Below are 16846 nucleotides of genomic sequence, written 5' to 3' on the forward strand. Positions count from 1 at the left end.
GCTACCCGAAAGTCGGAGCAATTACTAGCCGAAAGTATGAGGTGGGGTGGTGGTGGGTGAGACGAGTGGGATTTTGCACTCCCAGTGCACTTGTCTCCGATTCCGGGGCTGTCTAGCGTCACACCATGGCTGATTCGTGGACATTCGCCGTGGCCCGTGACGACCTTGGCCGGACCACGCTCGTCGACAGCGCGGCACCCGCACTCGCCGACGGTGAGGCGCTGCTGCGCGTGGACCGCGTCGGCCTCACCGCCAACAACGTCACCTACGCGGTGCTCGGCGACGCGATGCGCTACTGGCAGTTCTTTCCGCCCGAACCCCGAGGGCTCGACCGCCAGTGGGGGCTGCCGCCGCTGTGGGGCTTCGCGGATGTCGTCGCGTCCACCGTGGATGGTGTCGAGGCCGGTCAGCGCGTCTACGGCTACCTGCCTCCGGCGGGTCACCTGGTGGTGCGCCCGGACCGGGTGGACGCGGCCGGGTTCCGCGACACGAGCGCGCACCGGGCCGGGCTGCCCTCGCCGTACAACGCGTACCGGTCGACCACCGGTGACCCCGCGTACCGGCCCGAGCAGGAGGACCTGCTGATCCTGTTCCGGCCGCTGTTCTTCACCTCCTTCATGCTGGCCGACCAGGTCGTCGACAACGACTTCTACGGCGCGCGGTCGCTCGTGCTGTCGTCGGCGTCGAGCAAGACGGCGTACGCCGCCGCCTTCGAACTGCACGGCCGGGGCCCACGCCTGGTCGGGCTCACCTCACCCGGCAACCTCGCGTTCACGCGGTCGCTCGGCTGCTATGACGAGGTCGTCTCCTACGACGACATCGCCACCCTCGACACCGTCGAGACCGCCTACCTCGACCTGTCCGGCGCGCCGGCCACCCGGGCCGCCCTACGCGGCCACCTCGGCGACCGGCTCGTGCGGGACATCGCGGTCGGGCTCACCAACCAGACGCCCAACGCCGACGCCGCCGAGGAGGTCTTCTTCGCGCCGGTGCAGATGCGCAAACGCAGCCAGGACTTGGGTCGGGACGGGCTCGACGAACGGTTCGCCGTCGCCTGGCAGCGCTTCGCCCCGGTGGTGCGCGGGTGGCTCGACGTGCGGGTCGGCGACGGCCCCGAGGCGTTGCGGCACGCGTGGCTCGACGTCCTCGCGGGTCGTACGCCGCCACGGACGGGCCACGTCATCCAGCTCTGAGCCCGAGTCACGGGAGGATCGCGTCGACGTACCCGCCGTCGACCCGGACCGCCGCGCCGGTCGTCGCGGAGGCGAGCGGGGACGCGAGGTAGGTGACCATGTTGGCGATCTCCTCGGGTTCGATGAGTCGCTGAAGGAGCGACTGCGGCCGGTGCAGGCGCATGAACTCCCGCTGCGCCTGCTCCCAGGGCAGGCTGTCGCCCATCAGATCGGCGACGAAATCCTCGACACCCCCGGTGTGGGTCGGGCCGGCGAGCACCGAGTTGACCGTCACACCGGTGCCGGCGGCAGCTTTCGCGAACCCGCGCGAGACGCCGAGCAGCGCCGTCTTGGAGACGCCGTAGTGGATCATTTCGGCGGGGATGGCGACCGCCGAGTCGCTGGCGACATACTGCACCCGGCCCCAGCCGCGGTCCATCATTCCGGGCAGGTAGGAGCGGGTCAGCCGGACGCCGGCCAGGACGTTCACCTCGAAGTAGCGACGCCACTCGTCGTCCGGGATCTCCAACGCCGGGCTGGGGCCGAAGATGCCGAGACTGTTGACCAGGATGTCGACGCTGGGCAGAAGGTCGAGCGTGCGGGCCGCGCCCTCGTCGGTCGACACGTCGGCATCGACCTCGACAACGTCGGCACCGGGGACCGCGCTGCGCAACGCCGCCGCCGCGCGCTCGACCCCGGCGGCGCTACGGCCGTTCACGGCCACCCGGGCGCCGGCGCGGGCCAGCCCGACGGTGATGGCGGCGCCGATCCCCTGGGTCGAGCCGGTCACCAGCGCGGTCCTGCCAGAAAGATCGATCTGCACCGTCATCGTTACCCCGTTCGTCCGTGTCACAGGGGCCCTCCCGGTTCGGAGGGCCGTTCTCGACCGTAGCGGTGCTGGTCGTACCCGGCAGCCTGAGCCGCGCAAACTCCGGCGCCGCCCCGGTCGCCCGCCCAGCGACCGCTCGAATGGGTTCGGGCGGCGGGAGACCGGTAGGCTGTGGGGGCGGGATATCGATGGCCCATCGCCGGCCCCGCCCCGCTGTCTCCCCACGGTTCCCCAGCTGCCGATGACTGAGTCGAGCGCTGCCGTGCACATTCCCTTGGAGCACCTCGTGTCCGATATGACGTCCGCCCTGAATCCCTTCAGCGTCGAGGGGGACGGGGTCACCAACGACGAGCACAGTCCGGCCGCCGACGTCAGCGCCGACTCGATGACCCGTTTGCGGACCCCGTTCGCGGCGGAAACCCCAGACCGCGAGCCGGCCGACGAGCCAGCCCACCGCTAGACCGCCAGTCGGCACGGCCAAGCCCGGATGGGCCTGGTGGTGCGGGGATGATCCGTACGGATTCAGGGGCCAAAAACTTGTGGCGCCCGTCGATACGATGACGCCGCCGGCGTCGATCGATGCGCCGTCAAGTGGAGGTACAAGTCCAATATGAAGCGCATCGGATCAGCGATTCTGGCAACCGCTGTCGGCGTTGCCACAGTCGTCCTGGCCACCGGCCAGCCGGCCCTCGCCGCCGACTCGGTCAATCTTCCTCTGTCGAGCTGGGCCTACCTCGACTCGCAGAGCCCCAGGACCAAGTTCGTCAACCCGGCGGTCGCGCCGCCCGTCGGCACACTGGTCGACGACGCGGGCAGGGCGCACACCTACCGCTCCTACTTCACCTACGACCTGACCCAACTCAAGGGCGCGGTCGTGCACAACTCATACCTGTACACGTACGAGGACACGGTCACCGACTGCTCCACGGCAGCGACGATCGAGGTGTGGCGGACGGCCCCGGTCAAGAGCGGGACGACCTGGAACAACCCGCCCGCCGAGTTGGAGAAGCTGATCTCCGTCAACCGGGGGCAGGGCTCCTTCTACTGCCCCGGCTACCTGGGCTTCGACATGGTGCAGACGCTCAATGCCGCGCTCGGCCGGCACGAGAAGTCGATCACGGTCGAATATCGGATCACCGCCTCCCAGGAGACGGACCCGCGCGCCGGCCGCACGTTTCAGCAGCCGACGCTGAGCTCCACCTCGAACCATCCGCCGACCGTGTCCGACCCGCGGCTTGAGGGGCCAAACCGGCCGTGTGGCACGGTCACCAGACCGTCGCCGGCCGCGGCGACGACCTACTTCAAGGCCACCGCCAACGATCCGGACGAGGGCGACTACGCGACGATCCTGTACGCGATCTGGCCGGTGGAGCACCCGGACCAGCGCCGCGAGTTCAACAGCTACAACCTCGGCACCGACCTGAGCCAGTACGCCGACGGTCAGCTGCTCGCCTGGCAGGCCCGCGCCAGTGACTACTACGACGCGGGTCCGTGGAGCAAGGTCTGCTACGTGATCATGGACAAGACGGCACCGGCGAACCCGCCGGCCGTCACGTCGAAGCTCTACCCGGAGGGCGACACCCCGGGCGGTGGCTCCGGCCTGACCGGGAAGTTCCGGATCGACGCAGGTGGTGACCAGGACGTGGTCGCCTTCGCGTGGCGTGACTCGACCGGTTACTCCGGCAGCGTGAAGGCCCGCAAGCCGGGCCGTACGGCGGTTCTCGAATACACCCCGAAGCGGGACTGGATCGAAACCCTCTACGTCAATTCGATCGACGCGGCCGGCAACCGGGGGCCGGAGAGGGAGTACCGGTTCCGGATCGCCGACACCGCGCCGAGCGCGCAGATCGAGCTGGGCGGGGTCGGGCTGCCGAGCACGATCAGCCTGACCGCGCGCAAGCCCGAGACGACAGCCTTCGGCTACCAGCTCAAGGGCGGCCCGCAGACCCGGGTGCCGGCCGTCGACGGCAAAGCCACCGGTCAGCTCACCTTCGCCGAGGTCGGCGAGGTCGAGGTCGTCGTCAGCAGCTACGCGAAGAACAAGCTGATCGGGCAGGACACCCTGCGGATCTATGTCACCGACGCCCCCGGAGTCGAGTCGGCCGAGTTCAACTTCGACAGCGAGCCGATCGCCGGCAAGACCGGCTCGTTCACGTTCACGCCGCGCAACGCCGACGTCGTCTCGTACGAGTACGTCCTGGACGACACCACGCAGACCGTCCCGGCGGCAGCGGACGACACCGCCGTGGTTCCGTGGACGGCGACCGCGGGGTGGCACTTCATGGCCGTGCGGTCGGTGAAGGCGGACGGGTCGAAGTCGATGGAGGCCTACCACCAGTTCAACGTCCTCGATCCGGTGCCGTCCGCGTACGCGCCGACGCTGGAATACCTGACGCGGATCGACGGCGTCGGCCTGCCGGTCGAGTTCTATCTGTTCAGCCAGCTGCCGAACGTGACAGGCTTCGCCTATCGGTTCGACGGCGGCCCGGAAACCGTCGTGCCCTCCGACGGCGGCAGCGTGTCGATCAGTGTCACGCCGGTGCACACCGGTGACAACACGCTGATCGTCGAGGCGCTGCTGGCCGATGGCACCCGGTCGCCCGAGAAGAGTTTCACCTGGCAGCCGTTCGAGGCGCCGGTCGTCACCACCGACCCGCCGAACGGCGGTGCGGCCGCCCAGCCGATGACACTGACGTTCCGCTCGGTGCTGCCCGACACCAGGGAGTTCCGCTACTCCCTGGACTTCGGCGAATACCAGACCATCGCGGCGGGGCCGGACGGCACGGCGACCGTGTCGTTCACACCCCAGTGGGACGGCTGGTTCTCGGCCCGCGTCACCGGCGTCGCCCAGGACGGGACGACGTCGCCAGAGCGTGAGATGACCGTCCCGGTCCGCGACACCCGGGTCTCGGTGTGGAGCCAGTACAGCGAGTGGAGCCCGAGGGGTGGCATCGGCGTGCCCGGTGACTTCGCCTTCAGCACGTCGTGGACGCCCGAGGTGGTGGAGTACCGCTACCGCCTCAACGACGGCCCCGAGCTGACCGCACCCATCGGGGACAGCTGGAACACCCTGGTCACGGTCGTTCCCGACCGCAACGGGCCCAACACGCTCACCGTGCGGGGCCGCACCGCGGACGGCCGGTTCTCGCCGGTCACCGAGTACCCGTTCCAGGTCGGCACCGCGCCGCACGTCTTCTCCGAGGCGTACCCGCGGGACACTCCAGGCGGCGGTGTCGGCGTCGAGGGCCGCTTCGAGTTCAGCGGGGGCACGCCCGGCATCACGTCGTTCGAGTACACGATCGGTGGCACCGCCGGCACAGTGGACGCCGACGCGCAGGGTCGCGCGTCGATCACGTGGACGCCGACCGAGGCGACCGGCCTTTACCTGGTCGTCAAGGGGCACAAGGCCGACGGCAGCACGACGGACGAGGTCTGGTATTTCATCCTGGTGACGTCGAGCTGATCAGTCCTCGGGCCACGACTGGTGCAGTGACGCCCCGCGGGCCGGTGACGGCCTGCGGGGCGTCGCCTTCTCCGCGGGTACGCCGCCGAGGTGTTTGGTGATGCGGAGCAGCACGTGGTCCGGTGGCCCGGCGACGAAGGCAGCCGAGTCGGCGAGTGCCGCGATCAGGGGCAGCCCACGGCCGCCGACGGTGAGCGGGGCGGGAAGTTCGGCGTCGAGCCCGGCTCCGCCGGGGGTGCTGCCTCGGTTGCCGACCTCGAGCAGGCACACGTCGTCGTCGATGACGATGGTGATGTCGACCGCGCTGTCGGGATCGGCGTGCATCACCGCGTTGGCGCAGGCCTCGCTGATCAGCACGGCGAGCTGACCACGGGAGTCCTCGGCGGCGTCGGTGAGGCCCAGCAGGGTGTTGAGCACATGGCGGGCGCGGGTCACCGAGGACGGCTGGCGCGGTAGCGACAGGGTCATGCTCACCCGCATCGCGCAGCTCCTCCCCGGCCCCGACGTCGGCGGCCGGACTACTGTTTCATACCCGAGTCGGGCGCTGTGGTCGTGATCAGCACTACCCGCAGCGGCTGAGGTGAAACGACCCCGTGCCGGCTCGACGTGCGTCGGCCGAGGGTGGTTCGCCGTTCGGCCGAATAGGGTAAACGGCATCACCGGCGTGGGGAGGTCGTTGTGGATCTGCTGTTGTCGGCCCGACCGGGCCGGGGTTGCACGGTGCTCGAAGTGCACGGCGAACTGGACATGGCGACGTCCCCCCAGTTGAGCGACGGTCTGCAACAGTTGATCGACGCCGGTGATCGCCGGGTGGTGGTGGATCTGGCCGGCGTGGGATTCATGGACTCCAGCGCGTTGGGCGCGCTGGTGGTGATGTTCAAGGCGTTGCGGGACATCGGCGGTCAGTTGTCCCTTGCCTCGGTGCAGCCCGCCGTGCACAGCGTCCTGACGGTCACGTCCTTGGACCAGGCCATCGATGTCTATGACAGTGTGCAGGCTGCCGAAGCCGAGGTGGCACCCACCGACGCGACAGGCCGGTAGTCATTCGGGCAGCGCGGTGCTGGCGCGCTCCTGGTCGGCGCCGGCGCTGGTCCGCCGTTGCTCGCTGTGCCCTCCGTGCCAGTCGAGGATGAGCAGGGTGGCGTCATCGGCCAGGGTCGGCCCGCTGACCTCAAGTACGGCGTCGGCCAAGGCGCGGGCAGCCTCGCGTGGGTGCAGACCGACGATCGACCGCAGGATGGCCGGTAGGTCCAGGCTGGCGGCGTTGCGCTCCCGCACGCCATCGGTGATCACCACCAGACGGTCCCCGGGCCGCAGCGCGACCTCGCCCGCGTGGTAGTCGGACGCCGCGAACATTCCCAGCGGGAAGTTGCCCGGTAGCGAAATTGTCTGCGTGTCTCCGTCGCGGACCAGCATCGGCGGCACGTGCCCGGCGTTGAGCAGCGCGCACACCCCGGTGCGCAGGTCGAGACGGCCGAGCAACGCGGTGACGAAACTGCCCGGGACCGGCGGGTTTTCGGCCACGGCGGCATTGGCGGCCTGGGCCTGCTCCACCAGCCCGACCGCGCGGCGGCGCGTGTTGCGCAGGCTACCCACACCGAGGGTCGCGGTCAGGGCGCTGGCCACCCCGTGGCCCATCGCGTCGGTGACGCTGAAATGCAGCACGTCACGGGCGAGGCTGTAGTCGAAGGTGTCGCCGCCGATGCTGGCGGCGGGTTCGAGCCAGCCGGACAGGGTGAACGCGCTGCCTTCACACGTGAACGCGGCGGGCAGCAGGCGACGCTGAATCTCCGCGGACAGGGTGAACGGGGTCGTGCGTTGGCCCCACTCGAACAGGTCGGTGTGCCGGCGGTTGGCGATCACCACGAACGCCAACAGGTGCGCCGTGCGGCTGATCTCCTTCAGGTCCCGTGGACCCGGCTCGTTCGGCAGGATCATTTCGAGCAGCCCGATCGCCTCACCGCGGTCGGTCACCGGCGCCAACACCATCCACCCGTCGGCCTGCGTGACAACCTGCACCGTCTGGGTGCGCAACGCCCGCTCGGCGGGGCCGCCGTCGAACGGCATCACGGTGGCGACCTCGGAGCCGTCCCGGCGCCCCGCACCGGAGCCTTCGAGCGGCGAGTGGGCCAACCGGACCAGTGCCCGGCCGCTGAGATCCGCGATCAGGAACGCGACGCTGCGTGCCCCCAGCCCCGTACCGATCTCCCGGGTGACGGCCTCGACCGCGTCGACCGGCGAGGCGTTCTCCGCCGCCTGCAACACGTGGCTCATGATCTGCCCCTCGGTGCGTTCCACCCTCGGAGCCTACGAGACGCGACCACCGTGACGGCCGGTCGGTCGAGGGCGGGTGTCCGACGATCGACGGACACCGCCCTCGCCATCGACCGGAGCTTCGACGCTGAAACGCGGTCACCTACCGGACCGGCCACGGGGAGATCCGGGACGGTCGGCGTCGCTCAGACCGGTGCGGGCAGGACCGACATGGCCATCGCGAGCGCACCGAGCAGCGCGGCGTCCTGCGCGAAGGCCGACAGGACGATGTCCGGCCGGTACGGCAGCGCGTGGGCGAGCCGCTCGATGAGCAACTGCCGCACCACTTCGTTGCCCGCGACGCTGCCGACCAGCACGATCCGCTGCGGGTCGAGCAGGAGACAGCAGGTGACGAGCTGGCGGGCCAACTCGTCGACGCGCTGCCGCAACTCCTCACGGGCCAGGCCGGGCTGCGCCGCGGCGGCGCAGAGCGCGGCGGCCTGGCCGGTCAGCCCCAGCCGCCGCGCCAGCTCGTCCAGGGCTCGACCGGAGAAGGTCGCCTCCAGCATCGGCTCCAGGCCCGACGGCCAGCTGTGGTCGGTCAGACCGTAGGCGATCTCGCCGGCCGCGCCGTGGTAACCGGGCATCACCTCGCCGCCGACCGTCACCGCCGCGGCCACCCCGGTCCCGAGCCCGAGCACCAGGCCCGGATCGACGCCGCGCAGCGCCCCGAAGCGCAGTTCGGCGTACGCGGCCGCGTTGAGGTCGTTCGACACCCGTACGGAGGTCAACCCGAGGTGGGCGCGGACGGCGTCGGCCAACCGCAACTGCTCCCAGCCGGGCACGTTCGGCGCCAGTTCGATGTTGTCGTCGTGGACGACGCCGGGTGAGGCGATGCCGGCCGCCACGAGCGTGCCGCCGGTCCGGTCCGCGAGCTCCCGCGCCCGGTCGAGAGCCCGGACGAGGGCCTGCTGCGCACCCTGCTCGGCGTTGGTGGGCAGTCGCTCGGAGACGAGCAGCCGACCGTCGACGTCACCCACACCGATGGCCATCTTCGTGCCGCCGAAATCGATGCCGAGCAGCCGCGGGTTTGCCGATTGTTCCATGGTGATGTCAGATCGCCCTTCGGGCCGTCGGTCCACGTCGTGCCGCGATCGCGGCGACACAACATCATCGTTCACGCGGTGCCGTGTCTGTTGTCCCGTCACCGGCCCACCCTCGCCGCGACCGCCTCGGAGAGCGCCTCGTCGGCACGGACCAACCGGTCCCGGAACGCATCGACCCGCGTCGCCACCTCGGCCATGACGGTCCGCAACTGCGCGACCTGATCCCGTACGGCTGCCTCTCCCGGGCCGTCGGCCTGGGCCCGGCGGAGCACGAGTTCCGGGCGGACCGCGGCGGCCAGCAGGTCCCGGATCGCGGCCTCGTCGAGCTCGGCCAGACCGAGGTCAGCGGCGGTCGACCGGACGTCCTGTTCGGTCCAGGTGGCGGGCGGGCCGGTCCGCACCAGGCGGCCGAGCAGCGAGTGGGCACCGCGGAACGGCACGCCGTGCCGGGCCAGCGCGTCGGCGGCGGCCGTCGTGGTGGCACCCGAGGCGACGATCTCCTCACCGGCCGGCGGACGCAGCGGGTCCAGCTCCGCGATCAGCCCGCCGAGCAGGGAGAAGAACCGGTACGCCCGGTCGTCGCCGTCCCAGAGCCGGGCCTGCACGTCGGTGGTGGCGTTGTTGGAGTCTTCCCACCAGGCGGCGCCGACGTTGTTGAGCACGCTGACGGCGTCGGCCGCTGCGGCGCCGGCCATCGAGACGAGGTGTTCCAGCACGACCGGATTGCGCTTCTGCGGCATGATGCTGCTGCCCTGGGTGAACTCGGGGGGCGTGACGACCCAGCCCCAGCTCAGCCAGTCCATCAGGGTGCGGGCCAGCCGGGCGCCCGTGGCGAGCGTCTGCGCGTTGAGGGTGGCGACCCGGACGAGGTGGTCGGCACCGGCCACCGCCTCGTACGAGTTGACGATGAGCCGCTCGAAGCCGAGCAGGTCAGCCAGGCGGCGGGGCGAGATGTCCAGGTCGGTGCCGGCGAAGGCGCAGGAGCCCAGGGGCGAGCGGTTCATCTCGTCCAGCAGGTCGGCGTAGGCGGCACCTTCGCCGGCCAGCGCCTCGGCGTAGCCGGCGTAGACATGCCCGATGGTCGTCGGCTGGGCCGGGCGCCGGTGGGTGTAACCGGTGATCACCACGTCGGCGTGCCGGTCGGCGCGGTCCAGGATGATCCGGCCGGCGGCCAGCACCGCGTCGAGCACCTGAAGGAGCTGGTCGCGCAGCACCATCCGGAAGACCCCGGCGTCGAGGTCGTTACGGCTGCGGGCGAGCTGCACGCTGAGCTGGGACACGTCGACCCCGCAGGCGGCGGCGAGGCGCTTCTCCAGTGTGTAGTAGACGTCCTCGACGCTGCCGTCGTAGTCGAACTCCTCGGGCCGGTCCTCGGTGAGCACGAGCAGCCCGCGCAGCATCATCGCGGCGGAGTCGTCGGGGATCAGCCGCTGCTCGGCGAGCATGACCACGTGGGCCTGGCTCGCCTTGACCATCGCGGGGTACAGGTGGGCGGCGTGGTGCTCGAACACGACGCGGAGGTGATGCTGCTGGTAGATGGTCAGTGAGGGGGTCATCGTGGTCTCCCAATGCGGTGCGTTGTCGTTCGGGTGGCGAGCGGGGTCATCCGATGGCCTGGTCCGACCGACCGGTCCCGCCAGGCCGGTCGGACCAGGCGGTCCTATCGGACGAGGCGGGCCGGTCCGCCCCGGGTGGGCCGGGTAGCGGCGCGGCCAGCCACGCCTCGATCACCTCGCGGAGCCGCGCGCCGGCCAACTGGCGGATCTGTTGCCCGGCCGCCTCGTTGGCCAGCGAGACGTGACCCGACCAGCCCTGCCACGGATCGGGCCGCGACTCCACCAGCACGTACGGGTACGGGGTGGGCAGCTTCGGCTTCGGCGGCAGGTCCGGCGTGGCGGCCAGGTGCACCGTCGCGGGGTCGAAGCCGAGCACGGCGGAGGTCTCGTACGCTCCGCCGTGCCCCCGGGCCGGCAGGGCGCCGAAGATCTCGCCCGTCTCGTCCGGGCTGACCAGCTGGAACCAGTTGGCGAGCAGCAGGCTCGCCAGGTGCCGGCCGGAGACCCACTCCATCGCGGCACGAACCGTGGAGAGGTTGGCGTCGTGACCGTTGACCACGAGGAGCCGGGGGAAACCCGCCTCGACGATGCCGGCGATCACGTCGCTGAGGTACCCGACGGCGATCTCGGGCCGCAGCGCCACCGTGCCCGGCCAGGGTCGCGTCTGGCCGGGGCAGGCGGCGTACGGCGCGGCCGGGAAGAGCACGGCTCGGGCGGAACCGGCCGCCAGTTCCCCGGCGAACCCCTCGGCCAGGAGCAGGTCGGTGCCGAGCGGCAGGTGCGGGCCGTGCCACTCGACGGCGCCGACCGGCAGCACCGCGAGGTCCGCCGCCTCGGCCACGGCGGCGAACGCGTGGCCGGGGACCCGAGTGACCGGGAGCAGCCCGCCCTCGCGGCGCCACCGTTCGATCAGTTCGTCCACTGGACGGCCTTCCTGCTCGCGGTGCGGCTGCTGTCCAGCCGGCCGGAGAACCACATCACCACGAAGATGAGCAGCACCTGGAGCATTCCGTACGCCGCCGCGGTGCCGAGTTCGAACGAGTACATCCGGTTGTTGATCGCCACCGAGATCGGCACCGTCGACGAGGTGTAGATCAGCACCGAGGCGACGAACTCGCCGACACCGTTCACGAACGCCAGCAGTGCGCCGGCGAGCACGCCGGGCAGCATCAGCCGTACCGTGATCGTGTAGAAGGCCCGCAGCCAGGAGGCGCCGAGGTTGCGGGCGGCCTCCTCCAACGACGGGTCGATCAGCGCGAGCGCCGCCGAGCTGGACCGGAACACGATCGGCAGGAATCGCACGAAGTAGGCCAGCGGCAGGATCCAGAAGCTTCCGACCAGGACCTGCCCGAGGCTGAACGCGTTGCCGGTGCTGAACGCCGAGATCAGGTTGATCGCGACGACCGTTCCGGGCAGCGCCCACGCGATCATCACCGCCACGTCGAGCAGACCCCGCCCGACGAAGCGCAGCCGTCGCACCGCGTACGCGATCAGCACGCCGATCACCACGCAGCCGACGACCGCGATCAGGCTCATCTGCACCGAGTTGAGGATCGGCTGGAACGCCTTGGGGTCGGAGAAGATCGTGACGAAGTTGTCGAGCGTGTACGTCGTCGGTAGCACCGAGGTGGTCCACGTGCGGTTCTCGGAGAAGGCCACCAGCGCGATCGTGGCGACCGGTGCGAGCAGGATCATCGTGGCCAGCACCGAGGCGATCGGCGCCAACCAGCGACCGATCGGATTGTTGATCTCCCGCCGGTTGGCCGAGATCCCCTTCGACTGCGACTGGTAGCTGCGCCGGCCCTCGTACCACCGCATCGACAGCAGGAAGATGATGGAGACGATGCCCAGCACGGAGGCGTACGCCGAGGCCATCGGCAGGTCGCCGTTGGTCCGGTTGATGTAGATCTGCATCGTCATGGTCTGGCTGACGTTGAACAGCAGTGGCGCGGTGTACGACGCCAGCGAGGTCATGAAGACCAGCAGCGACGCCGAGACCAGCGCCGGGGTGAGCATCGGCAGCATGACGGTCCGCCAGACCCGCACCCGGCTGGCGCCGAGGTTGTACGCCGCCTCCTCGACCGAGGGGTCCATTCCGGCCAGCGCCGCGGCGGCGGCCAGGTAGAAGAACGGGTACATGGTGAACGTGTGCACCACGAGCACGCCGGCGATGCCGTCGAAGGCGAGGACCGGCTGCTCGGTGCCGAAGAGCGACTGCAGCCCACGCGGCAGGATGCCGATGTTGCTGTAGAGCAGTTGGAACGACACGGCGCCGATCAGTGGCGGCAGCGCCGCCGGCACCAGGATGAACGCCTCGAGGAGCCGACGGCCACGGAAGGTGAACCGCTTGAGCAGGAAGGCCATCGAGACGCCGACGATGCCGCAGAGCAGCACGCTCGCCGCCGAGATGAACAGCGAGGTGAGCAGCGACTCCCGTGCCACCCCGGAGGAGGTGAAGAACTGGAGGTAGTTCGTCGTACCGTCGGCGCTGACACTCTCGGCGAAGGTGGCGAACATCGGTTGTACGACGTAGCCCCAGAGCACCAGGACGAGGGGAAACACGAGCAGGTAGGGGAACCACCGTGAATTGGTGCCGCCGGACAGGCGCTTGCTGAGCCCCGCCCGCCAGCCGGCTGTGGGTTGGGAACGAACGGTCACGGCTGGACCACCCAGAGCCGTTCGGGTACGAGATACAGGCTCACGACGTCGTCGATCTTGATGCCGGTCGGTGGGTCGATCACTGCCGCCATCACCTCGGTGCCGTCGACGTCGACACTGATGTGAGTGGCCATACCGGTGAACTCGATGTGGCTGATCCGGCCGCGCAGCGCCGACTCCTCGTCCGGGCCGGCGAGCGTGATGTGCTCCGGCCGGGCCGACACCAGCGCGGTGTCCCCCTCGGTGAGGCCGTGCCCCGCGGTGGCACCGACGTCGAGCGTCGCGCCGCCGGGAAGGCGTACGGTCACCTGGGTCTCTCCCGCGCCGACCACGGGCAGGCGCAGGACGTTGCTGCGTCCGATGAAGCGGGCCACGAACGCGTTCGTGGGCCGGTAGTAGATCTCGTGCGGAGCGCCGACCTGCTGGACCCGGCCGGACTGCATGACGGCGATCCGGTCCGACATCGACATCGCCTCGGCCTGGTCGTGCGTCACGTAGAGGCTGGTGAGGCCGCTGTCGCGCTGGATCCGCCGAATCTCGGTGCGCGTCTCCTCGCGGAGCTTGGCGTCGAGATTGGACAGTGGCTCGTCGAGCAGCAGGGTGCGCGGCCGGATGACCAGTGCCCGGGCCAACGCGACCCGCTGCTGCTGACCACCGGAGAGCGCGTCGATGCGCCGGTCGCCGTACCCGTCGAGGTGCACCTGGGCGAGTGCCTCCTCGACCCGGCGGGCCCGCTCCGCGCGGGAGACCCGACGGACCTTCAGCCCGTACGCGACGTTCTGCGCCACCGACATGTGCGGGAAGAGCGCGTAGTTCTGGAACACCATGCCGGTGTCGCGCTTGTTCGGCGACCAGCGGGTCACGTCGTCGTCGCCGAAGTGGATGTTCCCCGAGGTCGGAAAATAGAACCCCGCCACCATCCGCAGGGTCGTGGTCTTGCCGCAGCCGCTCGGTCCGAGGAGGGTGAAGAACTCACCGGCTCCGATGGTGATGCTGACGTTGTCGACCGCCGCTGAGTCGCTTGACTTGTCGAAACGCTTGCTGACGGTCGTCAGCCGGACATCGATCATTGTTCTGGGTCCTTCCAGGACGGGACCGGGTCGTGCCGTGGCACGACCCGGTCCCTGTCAACTCAGCCCTTGTCCTTGATCTCCGCGTTCCAGTGGGTGATCCAGGCCGTCTCGTTCTTGCCGATGACGTCCCAGTCGACCTCCATCGGCTTGAGGTTGAGCTGGCTCAGCCACTCCGGCTTCTCCGAGATCTCCACGGCGGGGATCTGGAAGTAGTCCTTCGCGAGGGTGGCCCGCAGCGAGTCGTCGAAGATGAACTCGAGGAACTTCTTGGCGGCGGCGTCGTTGCCACCCTTGACCGCGGCAACACCGTCGACGAGCACCGGGGCGCCCGAGGTCGGCATGACGTAGCCGAACGGCATCTTCTTGTCGGCCTGCAGCAGGACGTCCTGCAGGTTCCAGGCGCTGACCACGCCCTGCTCACGCGACATCTTCAGGTACAGGTCGGCGGGGTTGGCGGCGTACTCGACGGTGTTGGCGTCGAGCTTGCGCAGCCAGTCGTAGCCGGGCTGCGGGTTGGACCCGTCGGGCGTGAGGCGCTGGATCATCGAGGAGTAGATCGAGCGCATGGTGCCGGAGGCAGCCACGTCCCGGATGATGATCTTGTCTTTCCACTTCGGGTCGAGCAGGTCGTCCCAGTCCTTCGGAGCCTGCTCCGGGGTCAGCGCCTTGTTGTTGTACATGATGACCTCGGGCAGCAGGATCTCGCCGAACCAGCGGCCCTGCGCGTCCTTGTACCGCGCGTCCATCTTCGTGGCGAACGAGGGCTGCCAGGAGGTCAGCAGGTCCTCTGCGGCGCCGGAGGCGAGACCCTGCTGGGTGCCGCCCCACCACACCGAGGCCTGCGGGTTGGCCTTCTCGGCACGGACCCGCTCCAGCACCTCCTGGGCGCCCATGTTGAGCACCTCGACCTTGCCCTTGTACTCAGGGTTCTTCGCGGTGAACTGCTCGACGACGAAGTCGGTGACCGCCTTGTCGCGGGCGCTGTAGATGACGAACTTCTCGGCCGCCGCGGCCGGGGACGCGCCGTCGGCGGCGTCGTTGTCGTCGCTGCTGCCGCAGGCTGCGGTGGTTGCCAGCATCGCGCCGAGCGCGATCGCCATGACCCAGGGACGTCTCATTGTTGCCTCCACTCAGGGGGGATCTACGGGAGTTCTGATCGAGAGTCGTAAATCGAATTGGTTCTGCCGAAATACGATGGTTCGCCGGCCCGGGACACGACGTTGAAGATCGCGTCGTGCCCGGAGCGGGGTTCGGGGGTTCCGCCGGAGCGGGACGTGGCGCGCAGCGTCCGGTTGTTCGGGGTACGGACGAGGGCGCCGTGGCAGGTGGCGGAGGTGGTGGGGGGTCGGGGTCGGGGGTCGGTGGTGGTGGTCAGGGCAGGGAGGGCAGTGGAACCGCGGCCGACAGCGCGTAGCTGATCGCTCCGTGCAGCACGGCCTGGTCGCCGAGGGTGGCCCGGCGTACCTCAGTGGGGGCCGGGGTCTTGGCCGAGAGCAGTCCCTGGAGTTGTTCGAGCGCGGCGTCGTCGAGCTCCGCGGCGGCACCGCTGAGCAGCACCATCCCCGGGTCGATCACGCAGACGCAGGAGAGGATGAGCCGGGCCCAGGCGTCGAGGACCTCGTCGAGGTAGTCGCGGGCCGGACGCGACGTTGCGGCGAGCTCGATCAGCTCCCGGACCGGAGACTCGGGTCGCCGCCCCGGGCGCAGGGCGACCACCCGCTCGGCGATGGCGTTCACCGACCAGCGGGCCTCGAACTCACCCACGCCGCTGTAGCTGCTGCGTCTGGGGGCGCCGTCCAGAGGCAGGAAACCCACCTCGCCGGCCGCGCCGCTGGCGCCCCGGCGGACCTTGCCGTCGAGGACGAGCCCGGCGCCGATGCCGTCCGCGACGTGGATCAGCAACAGGTTGGCGACGTCCGCCCCGGCGCCGGCGACGCACTCGCCGGCGGCCATCAGATTGACGTCGTTGTCGACGACGACGGGCACGCCGAGCCGCCGCTGAACCGACTCGCCGATCGGCCACGCCTCGACCAGCCCCACCGATGGCGCGAGGCGTACCGCGCCGTTGGTGGAGACACCCGGCACCGCGATGGCGACGCCGCGCAGCGACGGCAGGTTGTCGCCGACCAGGTCCAGGACGAACGCGCAGACGGTCTCGACCACGTCGCCACCGAACCGCGCGGTGCGGTGCGCGATGAGCGCACCCTCGCTGTCGGCGATCTCGCAACTGATCCGGGATGGTTCGAGCGAAACCGCGGCGACGAGCTCGGCGCGCGGATTGAACTCGAGCATCTCCCGAGGGCGGCCGGTGGTGGGGGCACCCGGCCCCCGCTCGATGAGGTAACCCTCGGCGATGAGCTCCCGCACGAGCACGGTCACCGTGGCCGCCGGCAGACCCGTCATCTCGGCCAGATCCACTCGGGACAGCATTCGCGCCTGCCGGGCAGCCAGGATCACCGAGAGACGCTTGATCTCTCGGGACCGCTCACGGCTGACCGGGCTGGTCGTTGCTTTGTCGGACACAGTTATTTCCTACTGAGAAAAAACTATGGCGTCAAGTAACGAGATCATCTCGGCCGCTGGCTAGGGAAAACATAGATCCACGAGGGCCCGTGGTCAGGCGATCTGCCCCCGGCGGGACGAAAGCGGCCTCAGTGTAGAAGTCGAGCGCCCTAAAACCGGGCAAAGGGCTCCTATCGCCAAAGTGGACCGACGCCCCATGGCCCGTGAACAGGC

Annotated in this window: 14 protein-coding genes; 4 read left to right on the forward strand and 10 right to left on the reverse strand. The window is 69.8% G+C overall.

The annotated features are described in order from the left end of the window. Positions 1–125 precede the first annotated feature (125 nt). A complete protein-coding gene (locus ABZ808_RS12615; protein WP_357004489.1) occupies positions 126–1193 on the forward strand; it encodes a DUF2855 family protein in 1068 nt (355 codons plus the stop codon). 7 nt (positions 1194–1200) lie between these two features. On the opposite strand, the gene ABZ808_RS12620 is transcribed toward ABZ808_RS12615, so the two are convergent. Next, positions 1201–2001, reverse strand: a complete 801-nt coding sequence (locus ABZ808_RS12620; protein ID WP_357004491.1) for an SDR family oxidoreductase — start codon at positions 1999–2001, stop codon at positions 1201–1203. 241 nt (positions 2002–2242) lie between these two features. Between ABZ808_RS12620 and ABZ808_RS12625 the strand changes: the two genes are divergently transcribed. After that, the gene (locus tag ABZ808_RS12625) at positions 2243–2461 is read left to right on the forward strand and encodes a hypothetical protein (protein ID WP_357004494.1); all 219 of its coding nucleotides are present in this window, start codon (positions 2243–2245) and stop codon (positions 2459–2461) included. 150 nt (positions 2462–2611) lie between these two features. Continuing rightward, positions 2612–5464, forward strand: coding sequence for a hypothetical protein (locus ABZ808_RS12630; RefSeq protein ID WP_357004497.1), 2853 nt, complete (start codon positions 2612–2614; stop codon positions 5462–5464). On the opposite strand, the gene ABZ808_RS12635 is transcribed toward ABZ808_RS12630, so the two are convergent. Continuing rightward, positions 5465–5944, reverse strand: coding sequence for an ATP-binding protein (locus tag ABZ808_RS12635; protein WP_357004500.1), 480 nt, complete (start codon positions 5942–5944; stop codon positions 5465–5467). 198 nt (positions 5945–6142) lie between these two features. Between ABZ808_RS12635 and ABZ808_RS12640 the strand changes: the two genes are divergently transcribed. Further along, complete coding sequence (locus ABZ808_RS12640) at positions 6143–6505, forward strand: STAS domain-containing protein (RefSeq protein ID WP_357004504.1); 363 nt, start codon at positions 6143–6145, stop codon at positions 6503–6505. Here ABZ808_RS12640 and ABZ808_RS12645 read toward each other — a convergent pair whose 3' ends face one another. From ABZ808_RS12645 to ABZ808_RS12680, 8 genes are all read right to left on the reverse strand, one after another. Next, on the reverse strand, positions 6506–7762 hold the full coding sequence (locus ABZ808_RS12645) for a PP2C family protein-serine/threonine phosphatase (protein ID WP_357004507.1): 1257 nt from the start codon (positions 7760–7762) through the stop codon (positions 6506–6508). 161 nt (positions 7763–7923) lie between these two features. After that, complete coding sequence (locus ABZ808_RS12650) at positions 7924–8823, reverse strand: ROK family protein (RefSeq protein ID WP_357004510.1); 900 nt, start codon at positions 8821–8823, stop codon at positions 7924–7926. 98 nt (positions 8824–8921) lie between these two features. Beyond that, a complete protein-coding gene (locus tag ABZ808_RS12655) occupies positions 8922–10379 on the reverse strand; it encodes a lyase family protein (protein ID WP_357004513.1) in 1458 nt (485 codons plus the stop codon). 46 nt (positions 10380–10425) lie between these two features. Further along, the gene (locus tag ABZ808_RS12660) at positions 10426–11301 is read right to left on the reverse strand and encodes a creatininase family protein (protein WP_357004518.1); all 876 of its coding nucleotides are present in this window, start codon (positions 11299–11301) and stop codon (positions 10426–10428) included. After that, the gene (locus tag ABZ808_RS12665) at positions 11289–13037 is read right to left on the reverse strand and encodes an iron ABC transporter permease (RefSeq protein WP_357004521.1); all 1749 of its coding nucleotides are present in this window, start codon (positions 13035–13037) and stop codon (positions 11289–11291) included. Before ABZ808_RS12665 ends, ABZ808_RS12660 begins: the two co-directional genes overlap by 13 nt. Further along, positions 13034–14107: an ABC transporter ATP-binding protein gene (locus ABZ808_RS12670; protein ID WP_357004525.1), complete on the reverse strand. Its 1074-nt coding sequence runs from the start codon at positions 14105–14107 to the stop codon at positions 13034–13036. Before ABZ808_RS12670 ends, ABZ808_RS12665 begins: the two co-directional genes overlap by 4 nt. A 62-nt stretch (positions 14108–14169) precedes the next feature. Continuing rightward, positions 14170–15228 carry an extracellular solute-binding protein gene (locus ABZ808_RS12675; protein WP_357004529.1) on the reverse strand — a complete coding sequence of 353 codons (1059 nt, stop codon included), beginning with the start codon at positions 15226–15228 and terminating at the stop codon, positions 14170–14172. Positions 15229–15481: 253 nt separating this feature from the next. Continuing rightward, positions 15482–16633: an ROK family protein gene (locus tag ABZ808_RS12680; protein WP_357004532.1), complete on the reverse strand. Its 1152-nt coding sequence runs from the start codon at positions 16631–16633 to the stop codon at positions 15482–15484. Between the last annotated feature and the right edge of the window lie 213 nt (positions 16634–16846).

Origin of the sequence: Micromonospora sp. NPDC047527 (genome assembly GCF_040643015.1) — a bacterium.
GTDB lineage: Bacteria > Actinomycetota > Actinomycetes > Mycobacteriales > Micromonosporaceae > Micromonospora.

Excerpts from the sequence above, each read along its gene's own strand:
- ABZ808_RS12630 (WP_357004497.1), top strand. The coding sequence starts at position 2,612 with ATGAAGCGCATCGGATCAGCGATTCTGGCAACCGCTGTCGGCGTTGCC.
- ABZ808_RS12670 (WP_357004525.1), bottom strand. The coding sequence starts at position 14,107 with ATGATCGATGTCCGGCTGACGACCGTCAGCAAGCGTTTCGACAAGTCA.
- ABZ808_RS12650 (WP_357004510.1), bottom strand. The coding sequence starts at position 8,823 with ATGGAACAATCGGCAAACCCGCGGCTGCTCGGCATCGATTTCGGCGGC.
- ABZ808_RS12620 (WP_357004491.1), bottom strand. The coding sequence starts at position 2,001 with ATGACGGTGCAGATCGATCTTTCTGGCAGGACCGCGCTGGTGACCGGC.
- ABZ808_RS12625 (WP_357004494.1), top strand. The coding sequence starts at position 2,243 with ATGACTGAGTCGAGCGCTGCCGTGCACATTCCCTTGGAGCACCTCGTG.
- ABZ808_RS12655 (WP_357004513.1), bottom strand. The coding sequence starts at position 10,379 with ATGACCCCCTCACTGACCATCTACCAGCAGCATCACCTCCGCGTCGTG.
- ABZ808_RS12675 (WP_357004529.1), bottom strand. The coding sequence starts at position 15,228 with ATGAGACGTCCCTGGGTCATGGCGATCGCGCTCGGCGCGATGCTGGCA.
- ABZ808_RS12635 (WP_357004500.1), bottom strand. The coding sequence starts at position 5,944 with ATGCGGGTGAGCATGACCCTGTCGCTACCGCGCCAGCCGTCCTCGGTG.
- ABZ808_RS12615 (WP_357004489.1), top strand. The coding sequence starts at position 126 with ATGGCTGATTCGTGGACATTCGCCGTGGCCCGTGACGACCTTGGCCGG.